Annotated in this window: 16 protein-coding genes; 6 read left to right on the top strand and 10 right to left on the bottom strand. The window is 58.5% G+C overall.

Annotated elements, in window-relative coordinates:
- Nucleotides 1–31: 31 nt before the first annotated feature.
- Nucleotides 32–1,135, bottom strand: coding sequence for a Gfo/Idh/MocA family protein (locus AC2FFB_RS06935; RefSeq protein ID WP_496693633.1), 1,104 nt, complete (start codon nt 1,133–1,135; stop codon nt 32–34).
- 126 nt (nt 1,136–1,261) lie between these two features.
- On the opposite strand from AC2FFB_RS06935, the gene iolC reads away from it, so the two are divergent.
- The 3 genes from iolC to AC2FFB_RS06920 are packed head-to-tail and all read left to right on the top strand — an operon-like array spanning nt 1,262 to nt 3,912.
- Nucleotides 1,262–2,230 carry a 5-dehydro-2-deoxygluconokinase gene (iolC, locus tag AC2FFB_RS06930; protein ID WP_496790951.1) on the top strand — a complete coding sequence of 323 codons (969 nt, stop codon included), beginning with the start codon at nt 1,262–1,264 and terminating at the stop codon, nt 2,228–2,230.
- Between the two features lie 9 nt (nt 2,231–2,239).
- The gene (locus AC2FFB_RS06925) at nt 2,240–3,076 is read left to right on the top strand and encodes a 5-deoxy-glucuronate isomerase (protein WP_496874700.1); all 837 of its coding nucleotides are present in this window, start codon (nt 2,240–2,242) and stop codon (nt 3,074–3,076) included.
- Nucleotides 3,073–3,912: a class II fructose-bisphosphate aldolase gene (locus AC2FFB_RS06920; protein ID WP_496874699.1), complete on the top strand. Its 840-nt coding sequence runs from the start codon at nt 3,073–3,075 to the stop codon at nt 3,910–3,912. Before AC2FFB_RS06925 ends, AC2FFB_RS06920 begins: the two co-directional genes overlap by 4 nt.
- A 49-nt stretch (nt 3,913–3,961) precedes the next feature.
- Here AC2FFB_RS06920 and AC2FFB_RS06915 read toward each other — a convergent pair whose 3' ends face one another.
- The 9 genes from AC2FFB_RS06915 to iolG all read right to left on the bottom strand — a co-directional run bounded on the left by AC2FFB_RS06915 (nt 3,962) and on the right by iolG (nt 13,654).
- Nucleotides 3,962–4,720, bottom strand: coding sequence for an SDR family NAD(P)-dependent oxidoreductase (locus tag AC2FFB_RS06915; protein WP_496874698.1), 759 nt, complete (start codon nt 4,718–4,720; stop codon nt 3,962–3,964).
- Nucleotides 4,717–5,523, bottom strand: a complete 807-nt coding sequence (iolB, locus tag AC2FFB_RS06910; protein WP_281972475.1) for a 5-deoxy-glucuronate isomerase — start codon at nt 5,521–5,523, stop codon at nt 4,717–4,719. The genes AC2FFB_RS06915 and iolB overlap by 4 nt, the downstream gene beginning before the upstream one ends.
- A 39-nt stretch (nt 5,524–5,562) precedes the next feature.
- The gene (locus AC2FFB_RS06905) at nt 5,563–6,744 is read right to left on the bottom strand and encodes a phytanoyl-CoA dioxygenase family protein (protein WP_496874697.1); all 1,182 of its coding nucleotides are present in this window, start codon (nt 6,742–6,744) and stop codon (nt 5,563–5,565) included.
- A 48-nt stretch (nt 6,745–6,792) separates the two neighbouring features.
- Entirely contained in the window at nt 6,793–7,692 is a 900-nt protein-coding gene (iolE, locus tag AC2FFB_RS06900) for a myo-inosose-2 dehydratase (protein ID WP_142635712.1), read from the bottom strand.
- Nucleotides 7,689–9,521, bottom strand: coding sequence for a 3D-(3,5/4)-trihydroxycyclohexane-1,2-dione acylhydrolase (decyclizing) (gene iolD, locus AC2FFB_RS06895; RefSeq protein WP_496693679.1), 1,833 nt, complete (start codon nt 9,519–9,521; stop codon nt 7,689–7,691). The genes iolE and iolD overlap by 4 nt, the downstream gene beginning before the upstream one ends.
- A gap of 83 nt (nt 9,522–9,604) precedes the next feature.
- Nucleotides 9,605–10,426: an ATP-binding cassette domain-containing protein gene (locus AC2FFB_RS06890; RefSeq protein WP_142635708.1), complete on the bottom strand. Its 822-nt coding sequence runs from the start codon at nt 10,424–10,426 to the stop codon at nt 9,605–9,607.
- A gap of 1 nt (nt 10,427) precedes the next feature.
- Nucleotides 10,428–11,534, bottom strand: a complete 1,107-nt coding sequence (locus AC2FFB_RS06885; RefSeq protein ID WP_142635706.1) for an ABC transporter permease — start codon at nt 11,532–11,534, stop codon at nt 10,428–10,430.
- Nucleotides 11,535–11,602: 68 nt separating this feature from the next.
- On the bottom strand, nt 11,603–12,523 hold the full coding sequence (locus tag AC2FFB_RS06880; protein ID WP_142635704.1) for a sugar ABC transporter substrate-binding protein: 921 nt from the start codon (nt 12,521–12,523) through the stop codon (nt 11,603–11,605).
- Between the two features lie 117 nt (nt 12,524–12,640).
- Nucleotides 12,641–13,654: an inositol 2-dehydrogenase gene (iolG, locus tag AC2FFB_RS06875; RefSeq protein WP_496874696.1), complete on the bottom strand. Its 1,014-nt coding sequence runs from the start codon at nt 13,652–13,654 to the stop codon at nt 12,641–12,643.
- Between the two features lie 365 nt (nt 13,655–14,019).
- Between iolG and AC2FFB_RS06870 the strand changes: the two genes are divergently transcribed.
- Genes AC2FFB_RS06870 through AC2FFB_RS06860 form a run of 3 tightly spaced genes read left to right on the top strand, consistent with a single transcriptional unit; the run spans nt 14,020 to nt 17,749 of the window.
- A complete protein-coding gene (locus AC2FFB_RS06870) occupies nt 14,020–15,447 on the top strand; it encodes a tyrosinase family protein (protein WP_496874695.1) in 1,428 nt (475 codons plus the stop codon).
- 6 nt (nt 15,448–15,453) lie between these two features.
- Nucleotides 15,454–16,155 (top strand): copper chaperone, encoded by a 702-nt coding sequence (locus AC2FFB_RS06865; protein ID WP_496874694.1) that lies wholly within the window; start codon nt 15,454–15,456, stop codon nt 16,153–16,155.
- Complete coding sequence (locus tag AC2FFB_RS06860) at nt 16,142–17,749, top strand: S8 family peptidase (RefSeq protein ID WP_496874693.1); 1,608 nt, start codon at nt 16,142–16,144, stop codon at nt 17,747–17,749. Before AC2FFB_RS06865 ends, AC2FFB_RS06860 begins: the two co-directional genes overlap by 14 nt.
- Nucleotides 17,750–17,753: the final 4 nt, after the last annotated feature.

Raw genomic sequence — 17,753 nt, 5'->3', positions numbered from 1 at the left:
AGTCTCTCTTTGGAAATTGGGTGGTGTGCTTTCAGAAATCGCTGATATCTGTCCATTGCCGCCCGTCTGACGATGCCAATGCAGCCGCCAGAACGCGGTTCACCTCGTGCCCATCGTGGAAGGTGGGCCAGATATTCTGCCCGGAATGGATGGCCTGCAGGAAATCCTTGGCCTCGATAATGATCTGATCCTGATATCCTGTCCCGTGGCCAGGGCCCTGGCAAAAGGGCTCGTAATCCGGATGCGCGGGGCCGGTCAGGATCTTGGTGAACCCGCGCGTGGCCTCGGGGCCTTCGCGGCGATACAGCCACAGGGCGTTCTGATCCTCTTGATCGAACCGGATCGCACCTTTGGTACCCGAGATCTCATAGGCGTAACCCATCTTGCGACCCGTTGCGACGCGGCTGAAATAAAGGTTTCCCATGACCCCGTTTTCAAAACGGCACATCATCTGCGCGTGATCATCATTGGTAACTTCGCCGCCGGGGCGATGCCGGTGCACCGTCTCCACATCGGCCATAACCTGAGTGATCGGCCCGATCAGCGCCAACGCACCATTCACCATATGCGGAGCAAGATCGCCGATGGTTCCATTGGCCATTCCCGTTGTGCGCCAGGTTGCCGGGGCCTCGGGGTCGGCATAGAAATCCTCAGTATGTTCGCCACGGAACCATGTGACCTGACCGATTTCCCCTTCAACAATAAGCTGACGCGCATATTGGCTGGCGGGCGTACGGATATAGTTGAACCCGACCATGTTGATTGCACCTGTGGCCTCGGCTGCCGCCACCATCGCGCGGCTGTCGTCCAAGGACGCCCCCAAGGGTTTTTCGCACAGCACCGGTTTACCAAGGGCAAACGCCGCCTCAGCGATTTGACGGTGTGTCGACTGAGGTGAGGCGATCACAATGGCCTCGACCTTTGGATCCTCGACCAACATGCGCCAGTCATCGGTGGCGCGCTGGAACCCGTAGGCGGCACGATAGACTTCCGCGCTTGCAGATGTCGAGGCACAGATCACCTCAAGTCGCGGGCGCAGCACGGTGTCGAACACCGCACCTACCGCTGACATCGCGACCGAGTGGGCCTTGCCCATATAGCCGCCGCCAACAATTCCAATTCCAATTTCAGGCATCTGCCGCGGCCTCGCACATATCATTTGCAACCGGTTGCAAAATCAGTATCGTGTGAATCGATTCAACGCAAGGATCAACACACCTTGCCGACCCTTTTCGCCGGAGGAAATGACTTGACCGCTTTGATGGACGGTATCAAAGGAAACCGCTTTGGCGTCTTGGGTCGTGCGGGCATGGACCTGTTTGCCGATCCCATCGGCGAGAAAAGTGAGGATGCCGACGCGTTCCGGGCCGATCTGGGCGGTTCATCGGCAAATATATGTGTGGGTCTGGTCAAGCTGGGCAGTCAAGCGTCGCTGATCACCTCGGTATCTGACGACGCGGTCGCGCGGTTCTGCCTGAACCGGCTGGCGCATTACGGCGTCGATACGTCCAACATACGGGTTGTAAGGGGCGAATACCGCATGTCGCTGGCAATCTACGAAAGCCGGACAGAAGATTTCCAGAATGTCATCTACCGCAATGGCGCAGTCGATTTCCAAGTCACCGAAGAGGATATGGACCAGGTCGATTTCAGCTCCTTCTCGGCTGTGATCTCGGCCGGAACCGTCTTTGCGGCCGAGCCTTCGCGCAGCGCCACATTCCGGGCCATCGATACGGCCCGTAAGGCCGGTGTGCCCGTAATATTTGACATAGACTATCGCCCTTACAGTTGGCCCTCACCCGAAGTCGCGTCCGAGGTCCTGTCCCGCGCCGGTGACGCCAGTGATCTGATCGTAGGCAATGACGAAGAATTCGGTTTCATGGCGGGCGGGATAGACAAAGGGTTTGCCAAGGCGCAGGAACTGGCGGCCAAACCAGGCCGCGTGGTGATCTATAAAATGGGTGAAAAAGGCGCCATCACGCTGATGGACGGGCAGGAATTTCAGACAGGCATCTATCCGGTGACTGCCGTCAAGCCGAATGGCGCAGGTGACAGTTTCATGGCCGGGTTACTGGCCTCGGTTGCAGCGGGGTACTCGCTGAAGGACGCGGTGATGCGCGGTTCGGCCTGCGCCTCGATCGTCGTGTCTCAACCCGGCTGCGCGCCCGCGATGCCGACCACCGAACAGCTGGACGCGTTTCTGGCCACCCATCCCGGCCCAACGGCATAGGAGATCCCAATGCATATCGCCCCCTATGACAACCAGAACAAACCCATCGTGGATGTCGATGACCCAATGGTGCCCCTGAACTATTTCAACATCGTCAAACTGAAACAGGGCGAAGCGTTCGAATATCAAGTGCCGGGGTATGAGACCTGCATCGTCCCGGCCACAGGTTCGGTCGATGTGGATGTCGAAAGCGTGCAATTTGCCATGCTGGGTAACCGAGGAGAGGATGTCTGGGATGGAGAGCCAGAGGGCGTTTATGCACCCGTTGGCGCCAAGGTGCAGATCGTCTGCATCTCGGATCATTCCGAAGTCTTCATCGCAGGCGCCAGATACGACAAGGTTCTGGACCCGTTCGATGTCCGCCAGCATGATCTGGTACAATACGGCAGCGACGACACCAAAACCCACCGCAAGATCAAGCACATCCTGGGCCAGAAACAGCACGACAAAGTCGGTCGCCTGCTGGTCAGTGAGCTGTTCACTGTTGGTCAAGGCGGCTGGTCCGGCTTCCCCAGCCACAAGCATGACACGAACCGTCTGCCCGACGAGACGCGGCACGACGAGACCTACAATTTCCGTTTCAAACCCAACTGGGGGTCGGGCCTTCAGATGCTGCAGCGCGAGGATAACGAACCGGGCGACGCCTATCATATCATGGACGGATCGACCGTCTGTATCGACAAGGGTTATCACCCCTGCTGCGTCCTGCCGGGGTACGAGATGTACTATTTCACCATCCTTGGCGGTCTGACTCAGCGTTCGCTGGTCCAGTACTTCCAACCAACCCATGCCTATCAGGTCGAGACCATTCCAGGCATCAAAGACATGATTGCCAAATTCAAATGACCCTCGCCACACTCAAAGACGTCCTCACCCCTGCATACGAAAACGGCTACGCTGTTGGCGGGCTTGTTACACTGGGATGGGAGGATATGCGCGCCTATGTAGCGGCAGCCGAGGCGGAAAATGCGCCGGTGATCCTTCAGGCTGGTCCAAGCTGCCGCGAACACACACCCCTGCCTGTTCTGGGAAAGATGTTTCGCTTCCTGGCCGAGAATGCCTCGGTTCCTGTCGTGGCCCATCTGGATCACGGTTATACATTCGAGGACTGCAAGATCGCATTGGACAGCGGGTTCACATCGCTCATGTTTGACGGGTCACGCAAGCCGCTGCAGCAAAACATCGACGAAACTGCTGCCATTGCCGAAATGGCCCATGCGGCAGGTATTTCCTGCGAAGGTGAGATCGGCTTTGTCGGCTATTCCGGCGGCGAAGGATCGAACGGGACAGACCCAAACGAGGCCGCGCAGTTCGCTCGTGAAAGCGGCGTGGACGCAATGGCCATCTCAGTCGGAAACGTTCATCTGCAACAAAACAAAGAAGGCGGATTGGACGAGGCTCGCATCGCCGAAATCGATGCCGTGACCGAAGTGCCTTTGGTCATTCATGGCGGGTCCGGTGTGCCGGTAGAGCAGCGTATGAAGCTGGCGCGCGAGACCTCGATCTGCAAGTTCAACATAGGAACCGAGCTGCGTATGGCATTCGGAAATGCCATGCGTGAAGCCGTCAATCGTGATCCTGAACGGTTTGACCGCGTCACGATCCTGAAGGAAACGCACGACCCGGTTGAGGCTGCTGCCCGCACCGTGATCCGTGCCTTTGGCGCCCCGCCGCAGCGCTAGGTCGTCATGCTACCAGTCGACCGGGAGCGCATCGCCAAGCGGCATCACCTCAGATCGAGCCGCCTTCGACCATGAAGTTCCCCGCGCTGCACATGGCCGCGTCGTCCGAGGCCAGAAACAGGACCATGCGCGCCACATAGACCGGCTCAATCGGGTCCGGCAGACATTGACGATCCACCTGCTTGGCCAGCGCCTCGGGTGTCACCCATAACTCTTTTTGCCTCTCCGTCATGATCCAGCCCGGAACTACCGTGTTCACCCTGATGCGATGGTCGCCCAGCTCGCGCGCCATGGTGCGGGTCAGGCCATGAACGGCAGATTTGGCGGTGGCATAGGCCGGGAACCCCGCCCCGCATTCCCACCAGGAATTCGAGCCTAGGTTGACGATGGCCCCCTTGCCCTTAGCGATCATGCCCGGGGCCACCGACTGGATGGCAAAGAACATATGGCGGATATTGGTTGCCATTCGGTCATCCCAATACTCCGGCGTTACCTCGTGCCAGTCGTGGCGTTCGTCATGGGCAGCGTTGTTGACCAGAACATCCGCCTCGCCCAGCGCGGCGACCAGCCGCTCGAAGGCGGCCTGCAATGCCTCAATGTCGCGCAAATCGCATTGGGCAAAGGCATGCTGCCCATCCAGTTCTGCCAGCAGCGCTTGGCCCGCATCTGCGTTCAGATCAACAAACCCGACCCTGGCCCCCTGGGCGGCAAAGGCGCGAACCGTTTCGGCGCCGATCCCCCCGGCCCCGCCGGTGATAAAAACTGTTTTTCCCGCAAGACCGGGGTAATTCGCAAAATTCGCGCTCATGCGTCACGCTCCATGATCCATTCAACTTCGGGGGCGGCAACAAAGCGCCATTTCCGCAATGGGCCGGCCATGACGTTCAGATAGTACATCTCAAACCCATAGGGCGCACCGCAGGGATGATGCCCGCGCGGGACGATCACGACATCGCCATCAGATACAGCCATAGCCTCGTCCAGATCGCCATCATCGGTATAGACCCGCTGAATGCCGAACCCGTTCGAGGGGTTCAGACGGTGGTAATAGGTCTCTTCCAGATAGGTTATGCGAGGAAAGTCATCCTCATCATGGCGATGGCTGGGGTAGGAGGACCAGTGGCCATTGGGCGTGAAGACCTCGGTCACCAGCAGGCTGTCAGCGACGTCTTCGGCCTCCATCGCGATATTGTTGATATAGCGGGTATTCACACCCTTCCCGCGTTCGGTCAGTGTGATGCCACCCGGCCCGATCCGTCGCGCCGGGTGGCCACCTGTGCCGGGGGCCGAACACACGGCCACAACACAATCGGTTTCCGCCACGGCCTGCCAATCGGTTCCGTTGGGCAGGTACAGACAATGCGGCGGCGTCTTTTCAAAGACATCCATGCGGTCACCCAGCACACCCCAATCCTGCCCGGCCCCGGTGATATGCGCCTTGCCCTCGACCATGACCAGTATGACCTCATTGTCACCGGTTTCTTCGGTCGCCCTGTCGCCTGCGCGTAGGTGGTAAAGACCGAACCCGACATAGCGCCATCCCGCAGAGGCAGGGGTGATGTCATGCACCTTGCCATAGGGGCCGCGTGGTTTCCTGAGCAGGTTGGCCATGGGGCCTCCTTTCTGGGCGCGCTGGCCCGGTTCGTAACGTCAGGCGGATTGTCGGGTTTTCAACGCCGAAAGTGCCGAGGTCAGTTGCTCTGACGTCCATTCTTCGGCGACCGCACGCCGCAAGATATCCGCCTGGCTTTCCGGAGCATTACCGCCAATCGGGGGATCTGTGTCCAGATTTGTCGGAAACGGATAGCCTTCGGCAGTCGCCGCGATGGCCGCGTCCAGCTCGGACCCAGTCAGCTCGCCGCTTCGCTTCAAGGCCACCAGTGACGGCAGTACGGCCTGCGCCATGGACCGGTGGTCGATGGCCTCCATCGCACGACCAAAAGCGGATGAGATCTGCAACAAGTTCGCCATACGGTCGATATCCGTGCTGCGGTTCTCGCCGGCCGAGTGGAACAGTGCGGGGTTGAAGAACACCGCGTCGCCTTTGTTCAACGGCACCTGAACATAGCTCTTCTCAAAGTGGTCCCTGTGCGCGGGGTCGTGAAAGCCAATATATCCGGCTGGATATAGCTGTGAAAACGGCAACAGTTTGGTGGGCCCGCTTTCCACCGGCATGTCACAATGTGCCACTGCCCCCTGCAAGGTCAGCGCCGCCGTCAGCAGATGTGCATGCACCGGGTACCGGGCAGCGCTTTCAGCGGTCTGAAAGCCCAGATGGTAGTCCCTATGCGCCTGCTGTGCCTTACCGCCGGGGCGGACCTGATTGACCTGAGCCGTGACCTGATAGTTCGGCCCCAGCCATGCCTCGCCGGCGGTGGCAACAGCAGCGTTGCCGAAGTATTTTGAGAAACCTTCCGGATCGCGCAGGCAGTGCTTTTGCAGCGCATTCCAGATCCGGTCATTCGCACCCGAGGCGGCAAAATGATCACCCTCGCCTTCGCCGCTTTGGCGTTCCTCGTCGATGATCTGCCGAAAAACCTCGGTCGCCCGGTCGATCACCGACAGATCCTGATAGGCCCCTTTCAGCGCGATCACCCCGGCGGATTGGTTCAGCACATGGCCCCATTCCGCCATCAAAGCGCGCCGTTGCCCTGTATCTTCCAGCGCGGGACGCAGGGCATTCATGTCATAGACGGGGACGTTCTTTTCGATCATCGCGGCCTGCGGAACCATGTCCGAGGTCAGTTTCCGAGAGGTCAACACCTTGAATTCGTCCAGATCACAGGATTCCCGGTCAAAATACCCGACATATCCAATTCTTTGACTTACCATGATTTTCTCCTTCTTCATGGCCTTGGTGTTGCCCCTTGGGGCGGTTTGTTAGTTGGTGATCTCCAATCTTGCCTGAGCGCAGACATCGACAATGTGGTCGTAACCCATCTTGGAATACTCTTGGGGTGGGGCCTTGGCGGGGTCCTGTTCGGCCTCGACCACGATCCAGCCGCTATAACCCATAGATTTCAACGCATTCGCCACGGCTTGAAAATCAATGCAACCATCACCAGGCACGGTGAACGCGCCCGCGACGACAGCATCCAGGAAACTGCGGTTATTCTCGCGCACATCCTGGACAACGGCCGGGCGGATGTCCTTGAAATGCACATGGCGCACCCGGTCGCCCCACCGATTGAGCGTCGCCATTACATTGCCCCCACCAAACAGCAAGTGGCCGGTATCAAAGCACAAGCCAACCTCGGGGCCCGACCCTTCCATCAACCAGTTCACATCCTCTTCGCTTTCGATAATCGTGCCCATGTGGTGGTGATAGGCCATCGGCATGCCCTGATCAGCCATCCATTTGGCCAGCTCGGTGATTTTGGCGGCATAGGCCAACACCTCATCCCGGGATAGTTTCACCCGGTCATTAACCGCGACCCCGATCTGCCCCTGCACGGTGTTCGAACATTCGGCATAGACGATGCACGGGCTGTCGAGCGCTACGAATTGTTCGACCTGCGCGCGCACGGCCTCGCGCTCGGTGGCAAAATCGTTAACCAGAGAAGCCCCAGAACACCAACCGCCACACAGGACGATATCATTGGTGTCGAGATAGGCGCGCAGACCTTCGGTATCGCCGGGCATCCGCTGACCGCGTTCGACGCCGGTATAGCCGATCTCGCGCGCCTCTTTCAGGGCCTGTTCCATCGTGTAAGCCGCGGTCAGGTCCGGCAGATCATCGTTCTGCCAGGCAATCGGAGAGATGCCGATCTTCACGCTCATTTCGTGTTTCTTTCCTTGATGGCAACCTCATAGGCTGCGCGCTTTTCATTCACTTCCGGGCGGATGCTGACCTCGGGCACGGCCACTTCCCACCAGGTGCCGCCATATTCGGTCGACGGGTACGGATCGGTGTCTATGACGACCACATAGGGGCCGGTGACCTCGCCACGTTTGGCCAATGCCTGCTCCAGCTCAACGATCGAGCCCACCTTGACCGAGGTCGCCCCCATCGCCGCCGCATGCGCAGCGAAGTCTATGGCCGAGGGCGTTTCGTGCACCGCATGATCCAGCAGATTGTTAAACTCGGCTCCGCCAGTGCCCATTTGCAGACGGTTGATGCAGCCAAAGCCCCGATTGTCGGTGATCACCACGGTGAAAGAGACCCCCATCATCGCCGCCGTCGCCATTTCCGAGTTTGCCATCATATAGGTGCCGTCACCGGTAAAGCAGATCACGTCGCGATCGGGCTGGGCCATCTTGATCCCCATTGCACCGGCGATCTCGTAGCCCATGCAACTGAACCCGTATTCCATGTGATAGGCACCGGGGCGGGGCGCTTTCCACAGTTTGTGCAGCTCACCCGGCATGGTGCCCGCGGCGCACATGACCACAGTGTTATTGTCCGAGGCGCGTTGTACCGCACCCACCACCTGCATATCCGTAGGCAACGCGTTTCCATCACCGGGCGCGTCGGTCAGTGCATCCACCTTGCCAAACCAATCTGCCTTCAGCGTGTCCGCCACCGGGTCGGCCCGGTAGCCGTGCAAGGCTTCGCCAAGTTCCTCTAACCCGACACGCGCATCGCTTTGCAGCGGCATTGCGCCGTGTTTTTCGGCGTCATAGGCGGCTGTGTTCAGGCAGATCATCTCGCGGTTCGGATTGGAAAACAGCCCCCAGGACCCGGTGGTAAAGTCCTGCAACCGCGTCCCAACAGCAAGCACCAGATCGGCCTCGGCGCAGGTGGCGTTGGCCGGTTCACCACCGGTTACACCAACCGGGCCAAGGTTCAACGGATGATCCCAGGCCAGCGCCGATTTCCCGGCCTGCGTCTCGGTGATCGGGATATTGTGGGATTCCACAAAGCTCTGCAGCACATCCGTCGCTCCGGAGTAATGCACGCCACCTCCGGAAACGATAACGGGACGTTTGGCTGATCTGATCGCAGCCACCGCACGGGCCAACTCCGCCTCATCCGGGCGAATGCGGCGCTGATACCAGACCCTCGGCTCGAAGAAACTCTCGGGATAGTCATAGGCTTCGGCCTGAACATCCTGGCAAAAGGCCAACGTCACAGGCCCGCAATCGGCCGGATCGGTCATGGTGCGAAAGGCACGAGGCAAGGCCGTCAACAGATGTTCAGGCCGCGAGATGCGATCATAGTACCGGCTGACCGGGCGAAAACAGTCATTGGCACTAACCGTACCATCACCAAAGCTTTCGATCTGTTGCAACACAGGGTCAGGCCCGCGGGTGGCAAACACATCGCCGGGGATAATCAGAACCGGCAACCTATTCACATGCGCCAACGCCGCCGCGGTGACCATATTGGTCGCCCCCGGTCCAATGGATGAGGTCACCGCCATCGCCCGCATCCGCCGCGTCTGCTTGGCATAGGCAATCGCGCAATGTGCCATTGTCTGTTCATTTTGCCCGCGATAGGTTGGCAGGCTGTCTTTCGCGCCGTGCAGCGCTTCGCCCAGCCCGGCCACATTGCCATGGCCAAAAATGGCCCAGACACCGGCGATAAAGGGCTCGCCCGCTTCGTTCATCTGCGCGCCCAGATAGCGCACCAAAGCTTGCGCTGCGGTCAGTCGGACTGTGTTGCCCATAGTGATACCTTTCAACACAAGGCCATCTCGGCCATTCCTGCAATTTCGAAATTAGCGGGCCTGTGGCCCAGACGGGGGAACGGTTAAACCGTTCCGCCCAAAGAGCCTTCCAGCTGGGCCATTTCCTGACCTCCGGCCATCAGGTCCTGCAATTCCTCGGGTGTGATCTCTCCACGTGTGGCCGTGCCCAGCGTCTTGCCACGATTGAGCACGGTAAAGCGATCACCCACTGCCAGCGCATGGCGCACGTTATGGCTGATAAACACCACACCCACGCCCTGATTACGCACCTTGTCGATGGTTGCCAAAACATTCGATGTCTGACGTACCCCAAGTGCCGAGGTCGGCTCATCAAGGATCAAAACCTTGGCCCCGAAGTAAACCGCCCGGGCAATGGCAACCGTTTGACGCTCGCCCCCTGACAGGGTTCCAACGGCCTGATCCGGCCCGCGCAGATTGATACCCATCTTGCGCATCTCGGCCATACAGACCTCATTGGCCTGGTCGATATCGAACCGTTTCAGCAATCCCTTGCCCTTGGTCGGTTCGCGACCCATGAAGAAATTCCGCGTCACACTCATCAGCGGGATCATCGCCAGATCCTGAAACACGGTCGCAATGCCCGCCTCCATCGCATCGCGTGGCGTGTCAAACTGCAGCGGTTTGCCTTCGAAAAAGATCTCGCCCTTGGTGGGTTTGTGAACTCCGGACATGGTCTTGATGAAGGTCGACTTTCCGGCACCGTTGTCGCCCAGCAGGCAGTGGCATTCGCCAGGCCTGACGTCAAAGCTGACGCCTGCCAGGGCAATAATGTTACCAAAGTGCTTTTCGATATTCTTCATTTGCACGATCGGCGCGACATCCTTTACCGCATCCCCGTGATGGAACTTGCTGTCTTCAGTCATATCAGCGCTCCCCGGTTACGCGTTTGCGGATGGCGTTGTTGAACAATACCGCGATCAGAAGCATTGCGCCCAAGAACACCTGGAACCAGTCCTGATCGAAATCCGTGTAAGTCAGCCCGATGACCACCATGCCAAAGATGATCGCGCCAAAGAACGCCCCGATGGCCGATCCATAGCCGCCGGTCAGCAGACAGCCCCCGATCACCGCTGCAATGATGGCCTCAAACTCTTTCTGGAAGCCACGGCGCGCATCGGTCGATCCCGCGTCGATCACGGTGATGATTGCAACCAGCGCCGCGCAACAGGCGGTTAGCATGAACAAAGAAACTTTGATACGGCTCACCGGCACACCAGAATTCGACGCCGCATTACTGTCGCCACCGGCGGCAAAAATCCAGTTTCCAGCTGGGGTCCGCAGCAAAACATAGGTCGCCGCTAGGGCCAGAACGATAAACCACAAAATCTCGACCGGAATGCCCGGTACTTTCGGCGCCCCGTTTTTGAATGTGTCGATCAATCCGTTTGCAGCCAGCCAGGCAAACAAACCGGCAAAAGCTTCGCCCGAGAAGAACGGGGCCAGCCAGTCGTTTTCGACTACGTCGCGCACGCCACGCAGCTGGGTTGACCCCCCAGTGGCTGCTTTGAGACCCACCAGTGAGAGACCGCGCAGAATGAAAAGGAAAGCCAGAGTTACAATAAAAGAAGGCAAACCCGACCGTATGACGATATTGCCGTTCACCGCCCCAACAAAGGCCGCAAAAACAAATGTCATTGGGATCGCAATGATCAGAGGTAACTGCCAAGTCACCACGCAGACACCAAAGAACAGGCCTGCAAAGGCAACCATCGAACCGATCGACAGGTCAAACTCACCCCCGATCATCAGCAGCGCCGCTCCGATAGCCAGGATACCCAGCTGTGCCGCGGGCGTCATGAAGTTCATAACTCCAGCCAGCGTGAACATGGAATCGTCTGCCGTGAGCGCGAAGAAAATGACCACCAGTACCACACCGGCCATGGCACCAAGCTCTGGACGTTTCATCAGCTTGGTCAGAAACGGTTCTTTCTTTACGCGTTCGTCCGTAGTGACGGGCGCTGACTCACTCATGTTTCCCTCCCAATTCGGTTGAAACGGCGCACCTGGCGCCGTTTCTGTTTTTCACTGTCCCAAACGGATCAGCGGATACCCTGTGCCGACAGGTCGATAACCTGGGCTGCCTTGTCCTGTGTGATCAGGTTCGGACCCGATGGCACGTTGCCACCTGGCATCAGACCGTATTTGGCATGCAGGCCCATGAAGTTCACAGACAGATAGCCCTGCAGATACTGCTGCTGGTCGATGGCAAATGCCGCATCTCCATCGGCGATGGACTGCAGGAAGTTCGCAGACAGGTCGAACGAGGCCACGTTCACATCACGGCCCGATGCTTTCACAGCCGCTACCGTGGGTTCACCAGCCGAACTTGCACCCAGCGCCATGACTGTGTCGACAGCGTCATTCGCGGCCAGAGCGGCCGAGACCTTCGCTTCGATTTCTGAAGGATCGTTCGAGGTCGGCAGAACTTCGACGCTGCCACCAAAGCCTTCGGCAAAACCGGCGCAACGCAGGTCAAGCGCCACATTTCCGACTTCGTGGTTCACACAGATCGCATTTGCGCCACCCATCGAAGCCAGCTTTTCGCCTGCGGCCTTGCCCGCATCAAACTCGTCCTGACCGACATGCAGCAATGCGCCCAGCTGTTTGGACACGTCCGAACCCGAGTTGATCGAGATCACCGGAATTCCGGCAGCAACAGCACGTTCGATTGACGGGCCAAGTGCATCGGCATCCGGGATCGAGACAATCAACCCGTCCGGTTCCTGGTTCACGGCGGCGTCGATCAGCTGTGACATCGCAACCATGTCAAAGGTCTCGGGTGCGCGGTATTCCACGTTCACGCCGACATCCTTGCCCGCTTGCTCAACGCCGTTTTTCACGACGTTCCAGAAGGCGTCATTGGCCTGACCATGAGACACAACGACGATCTCCTGCGCGAATGCAGGCGTGGCCATCGCCAGTGCACCAGCTGCCAGTGCGCCTTTAAAGAAATTATTCATATGGTTTCTCCTCCCGTTTGAACAGTGTGTTGGGGTCTTGGCCCCAATCTTCCGATTAAACCGAATCTTCTTCGCCCCGATCCGGGGCGAAGCTGCCCCAAGTTTCCGCATATCCGATCATTTTGCAACCGGTTTCAAAACTTTGGCCAAAACCATCGACTGTCCGGACTGCGCAGAACGGGTTGCGGCCTCGGCCATAGCAAGCGCGGCGACACCGTCGTCCAGAGTTACAGGCACCCCTGATCCAGAATTTACTGACCTAACGAATGCATCCCATTCGGCGCGATAGGCAGACATGTAGCGTTCAAGGAAAAAGTAAGTCGGCTTGGCACCGGTCACGCCATTCGAAGTTGACTTAACTACTGAGTTTTCAAGGATATTTTGCGCCTGAAGCATCCCTTCTGATCCCAGCAGTTCAACCCTCTGATCATACCCATAAGCCGCACGCCGAGAGTTTTTGATCACAGCGATCCGGCCATCTGCATAAGTCATTGTCACGACTGCCGTGTCCACATCGCCCACGGCACCGATTTCGGGGTCAACAACCGATGTGCCCACTGCCGAGATTACTTCCGGCAGGTCACCCATCAGGAAGTTCGCCATGTCGAAATCATGAATCATCATGTCCCGAAACAGCCCTCCCGATACTTTGACATAGCTCACCGGTGGCGGCGCTGGGTCGAAAGATGTAATGGACAACAACTCGGCCTTGCCGACCTCACCAGCCTCAAATGCAGCCTTCAAAGCAGAAAAATTCGGGTCGAATCGACGATTGAAACCGACCATGACGGGCTGGCCGGTGGCTTTTGCAACGGATTGACAGGTGACAGCCCTCTCAAGGCTCAAATCAACCGGCTTCTCGCACAATACCGCTTTCCCGGCTTGGGTGGCCGCTTCGATCAGGTCGGAATGCGTATCCGTCGGCGTGGCGATCAGCACTGCATTTATCGAAGGATCGGAAATAATCTCTTGTGACTGTCGCGCACTGGCCCCAAATTCCTCGGCCAAACGCGCCGACGCTTCGGGCAGTGCATCAGACACCGCGCTCAGTTCACTGTAAGGATGCGCCGCAATAGCCTGCGCGTGAACACGCCCAATGCGCCCAGCCCCCAGCAATCCTACTTTTAGCATCCCGCGCCCCCGAATCCCTTTTTTCGACACCACAATGATTCTCTTTGCAACCGGTTGCAAGAATTATTTCACAGTTGCGCGAATTCACCCTTGTTTTCGGGTACTCGGCATGTGTGCCCACTGCAGCTGCGGCCGTCCAATTCACAAATATACAGTAACTGGCGCCTCTGACTCAGAACGCAAGCGAAAGGCCGCGCGTCATCCTGAATTCATCTTATCTGGGAAACGCACATTGGCACACTCAACACTTGTTCAGGCCTACCCTGCTATGGCTTGGATTCATTTTGGTTAACATAAAACCACTCAAGTGTTACACTCGACGCATTATTAGATTCCAAGATTTATTTGCAGTTTGAGGTATTGTTATGGCCACAAGAATCCGCAAAAACGTTTGGACCCTGCCAGCCAACGACGAAACTCTGATCTGGTATGAGCGTGCTGTCGAAGCTCTCTGGGACCGAGATCTGGAAGACCCGACATCGTGGTTTTTCATGGGCGCAGTTCATGGGCAGCCGCAGAATTTTCCGAACATTCCCGGTTCCGGACAATTCTGGAACCAATGCCAGCACCAAAGCTGGTTCTTCCTGCCCTGGCACCGTGGATATATCACCGCATTTGAGGCCGTCGTCGGCAAAGCCGTCGCCGATCTGGGCGGGCCGCAGGATTGGGCGCTGCCTTATTGGGACTATTCCCAACCCCTGTCAGAAAACCCGAATGCGCGCCGCCTTCCTGTGGCGTTCCGTGAGCCGACCAAGTCAGACGGCACGCGCAACTTCCTGTTTTCCCGCCGACGTGTAGTGGTGAATGGAGATTTCGGATTTCCGGACGACGTGGTGTCGCTGGATGCGTTGGATCATGAAGATTTCACCAATGATACGCCCGGATTCTCATCAGGGTTTGGTGGCCCGCAAACCGGGTTTCACCCCGGCGGTGGGGACAATGGCGCATTGGAAAGCACGCCCCATAACGACATACACGTTTGGATTGGGGGCTCTGGCGGTTTTATGGCAAATCCGGCCACTGCGGCCTTTGATCCGATTTTCTGGCTGCACCATTGCAACATTGATCGGCTATGGGAAGTCTGGCGCAACGCCGACCCGAGCCATGTCGCCCCACCCTCGCCACTGTGGCGCACTGGCCAGACATTCTCGATGCATGATGGCGATGGCACGGCATTCACCTTCAACAGCGAAGAAATGCTGGACAGCACAAACGTCCTGCACGGGTTTCAATATGACGGCGTTCCACCCGCAGTAGAACCCGCCATTCCAGCAGAGGAGTTTGTCATGGCAGGCAAGGAACCCGAGCTTGCCGGCGCAAGCGAAGCTCCGGTCAAGTTGCGTGGTGCAATGACCACTGCCGGCGTAAAGCTCGACACTTCAGTCGCGCTGATTTCCGGCGCCGAGGCCCCCGGCACCACCCGGCGCGTTCACCTGCATCTTGAGGGGATCAAGGGCCGTGGCATGCCCGGATCTTACCGCGTCATGCTGGATCTTCCGGATGACGCTTTGCCGCCAGCGATTATCGGCACCTTGTCGCCTTTTGGCCTTGAACAGGCAAGCAACCCGGACGGCCCACATGGCGGCAACGGCCTTGCGGTGACTTACGAGATCACAAAGCTGGCCTTTGCACTGGGGCTGAACCAAGGCGACGCCAACAGGTTGCAAATACGGTTTCAACGGATGTTTGATGACAGCGAGGCCTTTGGCCAAGTACCAGGGTTGGAACAGATCGCCCCAACAGAACAGCAGCCAGACATTGAGATCGGCCGCATAAACCTTTATTTCGACTGATCGCCCATGGCGTCGGCTACCGGAATAGATCGCCCTCGCCTGTTTGGACAGGCCGATATCGAAATACGCACGACACTTGGCGTGGCCGCGCTTGCATGGCTTTGGCTTGCTTTGGTGCCCGCGCCCTCATTGCATTGGCCGGCGATGGTTCTGGCGATGATGCTTCCAACGCTTGTTCCGCAGATCGCCCATGTCCGCGCGCGCAGCTTCGCAGATCGAAGATCACGCGCGGCACTTCTGTTTGTTCTGCCATATCTGTTGGCCTGGCTGGTCGCAGGCGCGCTTGCTGCGTTTCTTCTGGCGCCGGTTCTGCACCAAACCGTGTTTGCGCCGTTGGCTTGCCTGTGCGCCGCAGCATGGCAGTTCAGCCCGCGAAAACGCAGCGCATTAAGGAAATGCCACAGCCGTCCGGTCCTGGCCGCCTTTGGCCCTAGTGCCGACCGCGATGTGCTGATCTTTGGGCTGACCTATGCGCGCGATTGTATCACCTCTTGCTTGCCGATGATGCTTGTCATGCTAGGGACTCATGACTTTGCCGTCATGATCTTTTTGACAGTGATCATCCTGTCGGAGCGCGCCGTTCTTCGCCCCGACCCCCGCGCCAGCGCATTCACCCTGTTGCTGACCGCGCTTGCGCTTACGGCGTTGGCCCATGCGCCCCACCATCTTTTGCTTTTGTATAAGGATATTTGCCATGCAGGAATATGACGCCCTAACAAGGTCCGATGTCTCGCTCGACGACGATCCGCTAGTCATTGAAGTGGTCTCGGATACACCGCAATCCTTGTCGGCTATTCAAGAACGTGTGGGTAGTGCACTTCCTGATGTTGCCACCAGTACCCAAGCGGTCTTCGACGCAGATGCGGATCGATTTTTCTTTGTTGAATTCCCCGAGATCGATCCAAAAGGCCAAGAGCGTGAGGTTTTTGCATTTGGCCGTGCCCTCCGTATGGCGCTGGACGTAGCCGAGGCCAACCCGGTCTTGCCAGACAGCCTGTACGGGGCTGCACATGTGGGTACGGAAAGCTTTCTCAGTTTCTGCGAAACCAAGCGCGACAACTCTCGGCCCTATGGCTGGCACCACAAACGGATCAAGACACCGCTGGCCTGGCAGCACACCCGGGGTCAGGGCAGCAAGGTCGCGGTGATCGACACGGGCTATTCCGACCATAGCGAACTGGCGGGCGTGATCGAAACCAACGGCATGTGGAATTTTGTCGAAGGGAACGGGGATGCGCGTGACCGGTTTTCAGGCGGCGTCCTTAAACATCCTGGTCATGGCACGCTTGTCACCTCGGTCGTCGGATCGCGGGGCGGGGCCGATATGAATGGCGATACCACCTCGCCGGGGGCGATAACCGGTACGGCCCCTGCGGCCAAGGTTCTGCCAATCCGGGCGATCAAATCGGTGATCGACATGACACAGCTGCGTATTCCTGCGGCAATCTCTCATGCGGTCAACCAAAACGCCGATGTCATCGTGATGGCGCTTGGCGGGCCGGTGCGGGTCTCTTCAACCGAACAGGCGCTGCGCAATGCGGTACAGGCCGGACTGGTCATCGTCTGCGCCGCGGGCAACTGTTATCCGAACGTGGTCTTTCCCGCCGCCTATGCATCACTGGAAATCTGCACAGCGGTCGCTGCACTGCAGCCCGACAGACGCCCCTGGCGCAAAACTGGGCGTGGCCCCGAGGTCAGCTTTTCGGCCTATGGCGAAAACGTTTGGGGCGCGGCCAAGAACAAGGCGACCGACCCAAACTCGGGTATCCGCGCCAGCCAGGGCACCACGCTTGCCACCTCGATGACAGGCGGTGTCGCTGCACTTTGGGTCGCGCATCACGGCGGTCGGGCAGCGCTGTTGCAAAAGGCCCAGAATGCAGGAACAACCGTTCAGGCGATGTGGTTGCACTGTGCCAAACACGGGATGAACAAGCCAGCCGTCTGGAACGGGGCCACCGATCTTGGCGCGGGCATCATCAACGCTCAGGCGGTCCTGGACGCGCCGCTACCCACAGGCGCCGAAAGCCCGGCGGCACCCGATCCGAATGCGACCCCAACATTGAACATTCTGGTCTCGCATCTTGCGGGAACAGACAGCACCGCCGCCGGAGAGGTTACCCCTGACATGGCCGATTACGCCAATGAGATCATCTGGCTCAGCTATCGCCGTGGGGCCCGCAAACGCATCGCCGAAAGCGATGGTGGGGCCGAGGCCATGGTTGGCGAAGACGCCCCGACCTCGGGGCTGGACACCGCATTGTCGGACAAACCGGCCCTCAGCGCCTATTTGGGCATGGGATAAGCCA

The sequence above is a fragment of the Ruegeria sp. YTSA219 genome (genome assembly GCF_059609985.1).
This window is presented reverse-complemented; position numbering and strand designations above follow the sequence as displayed.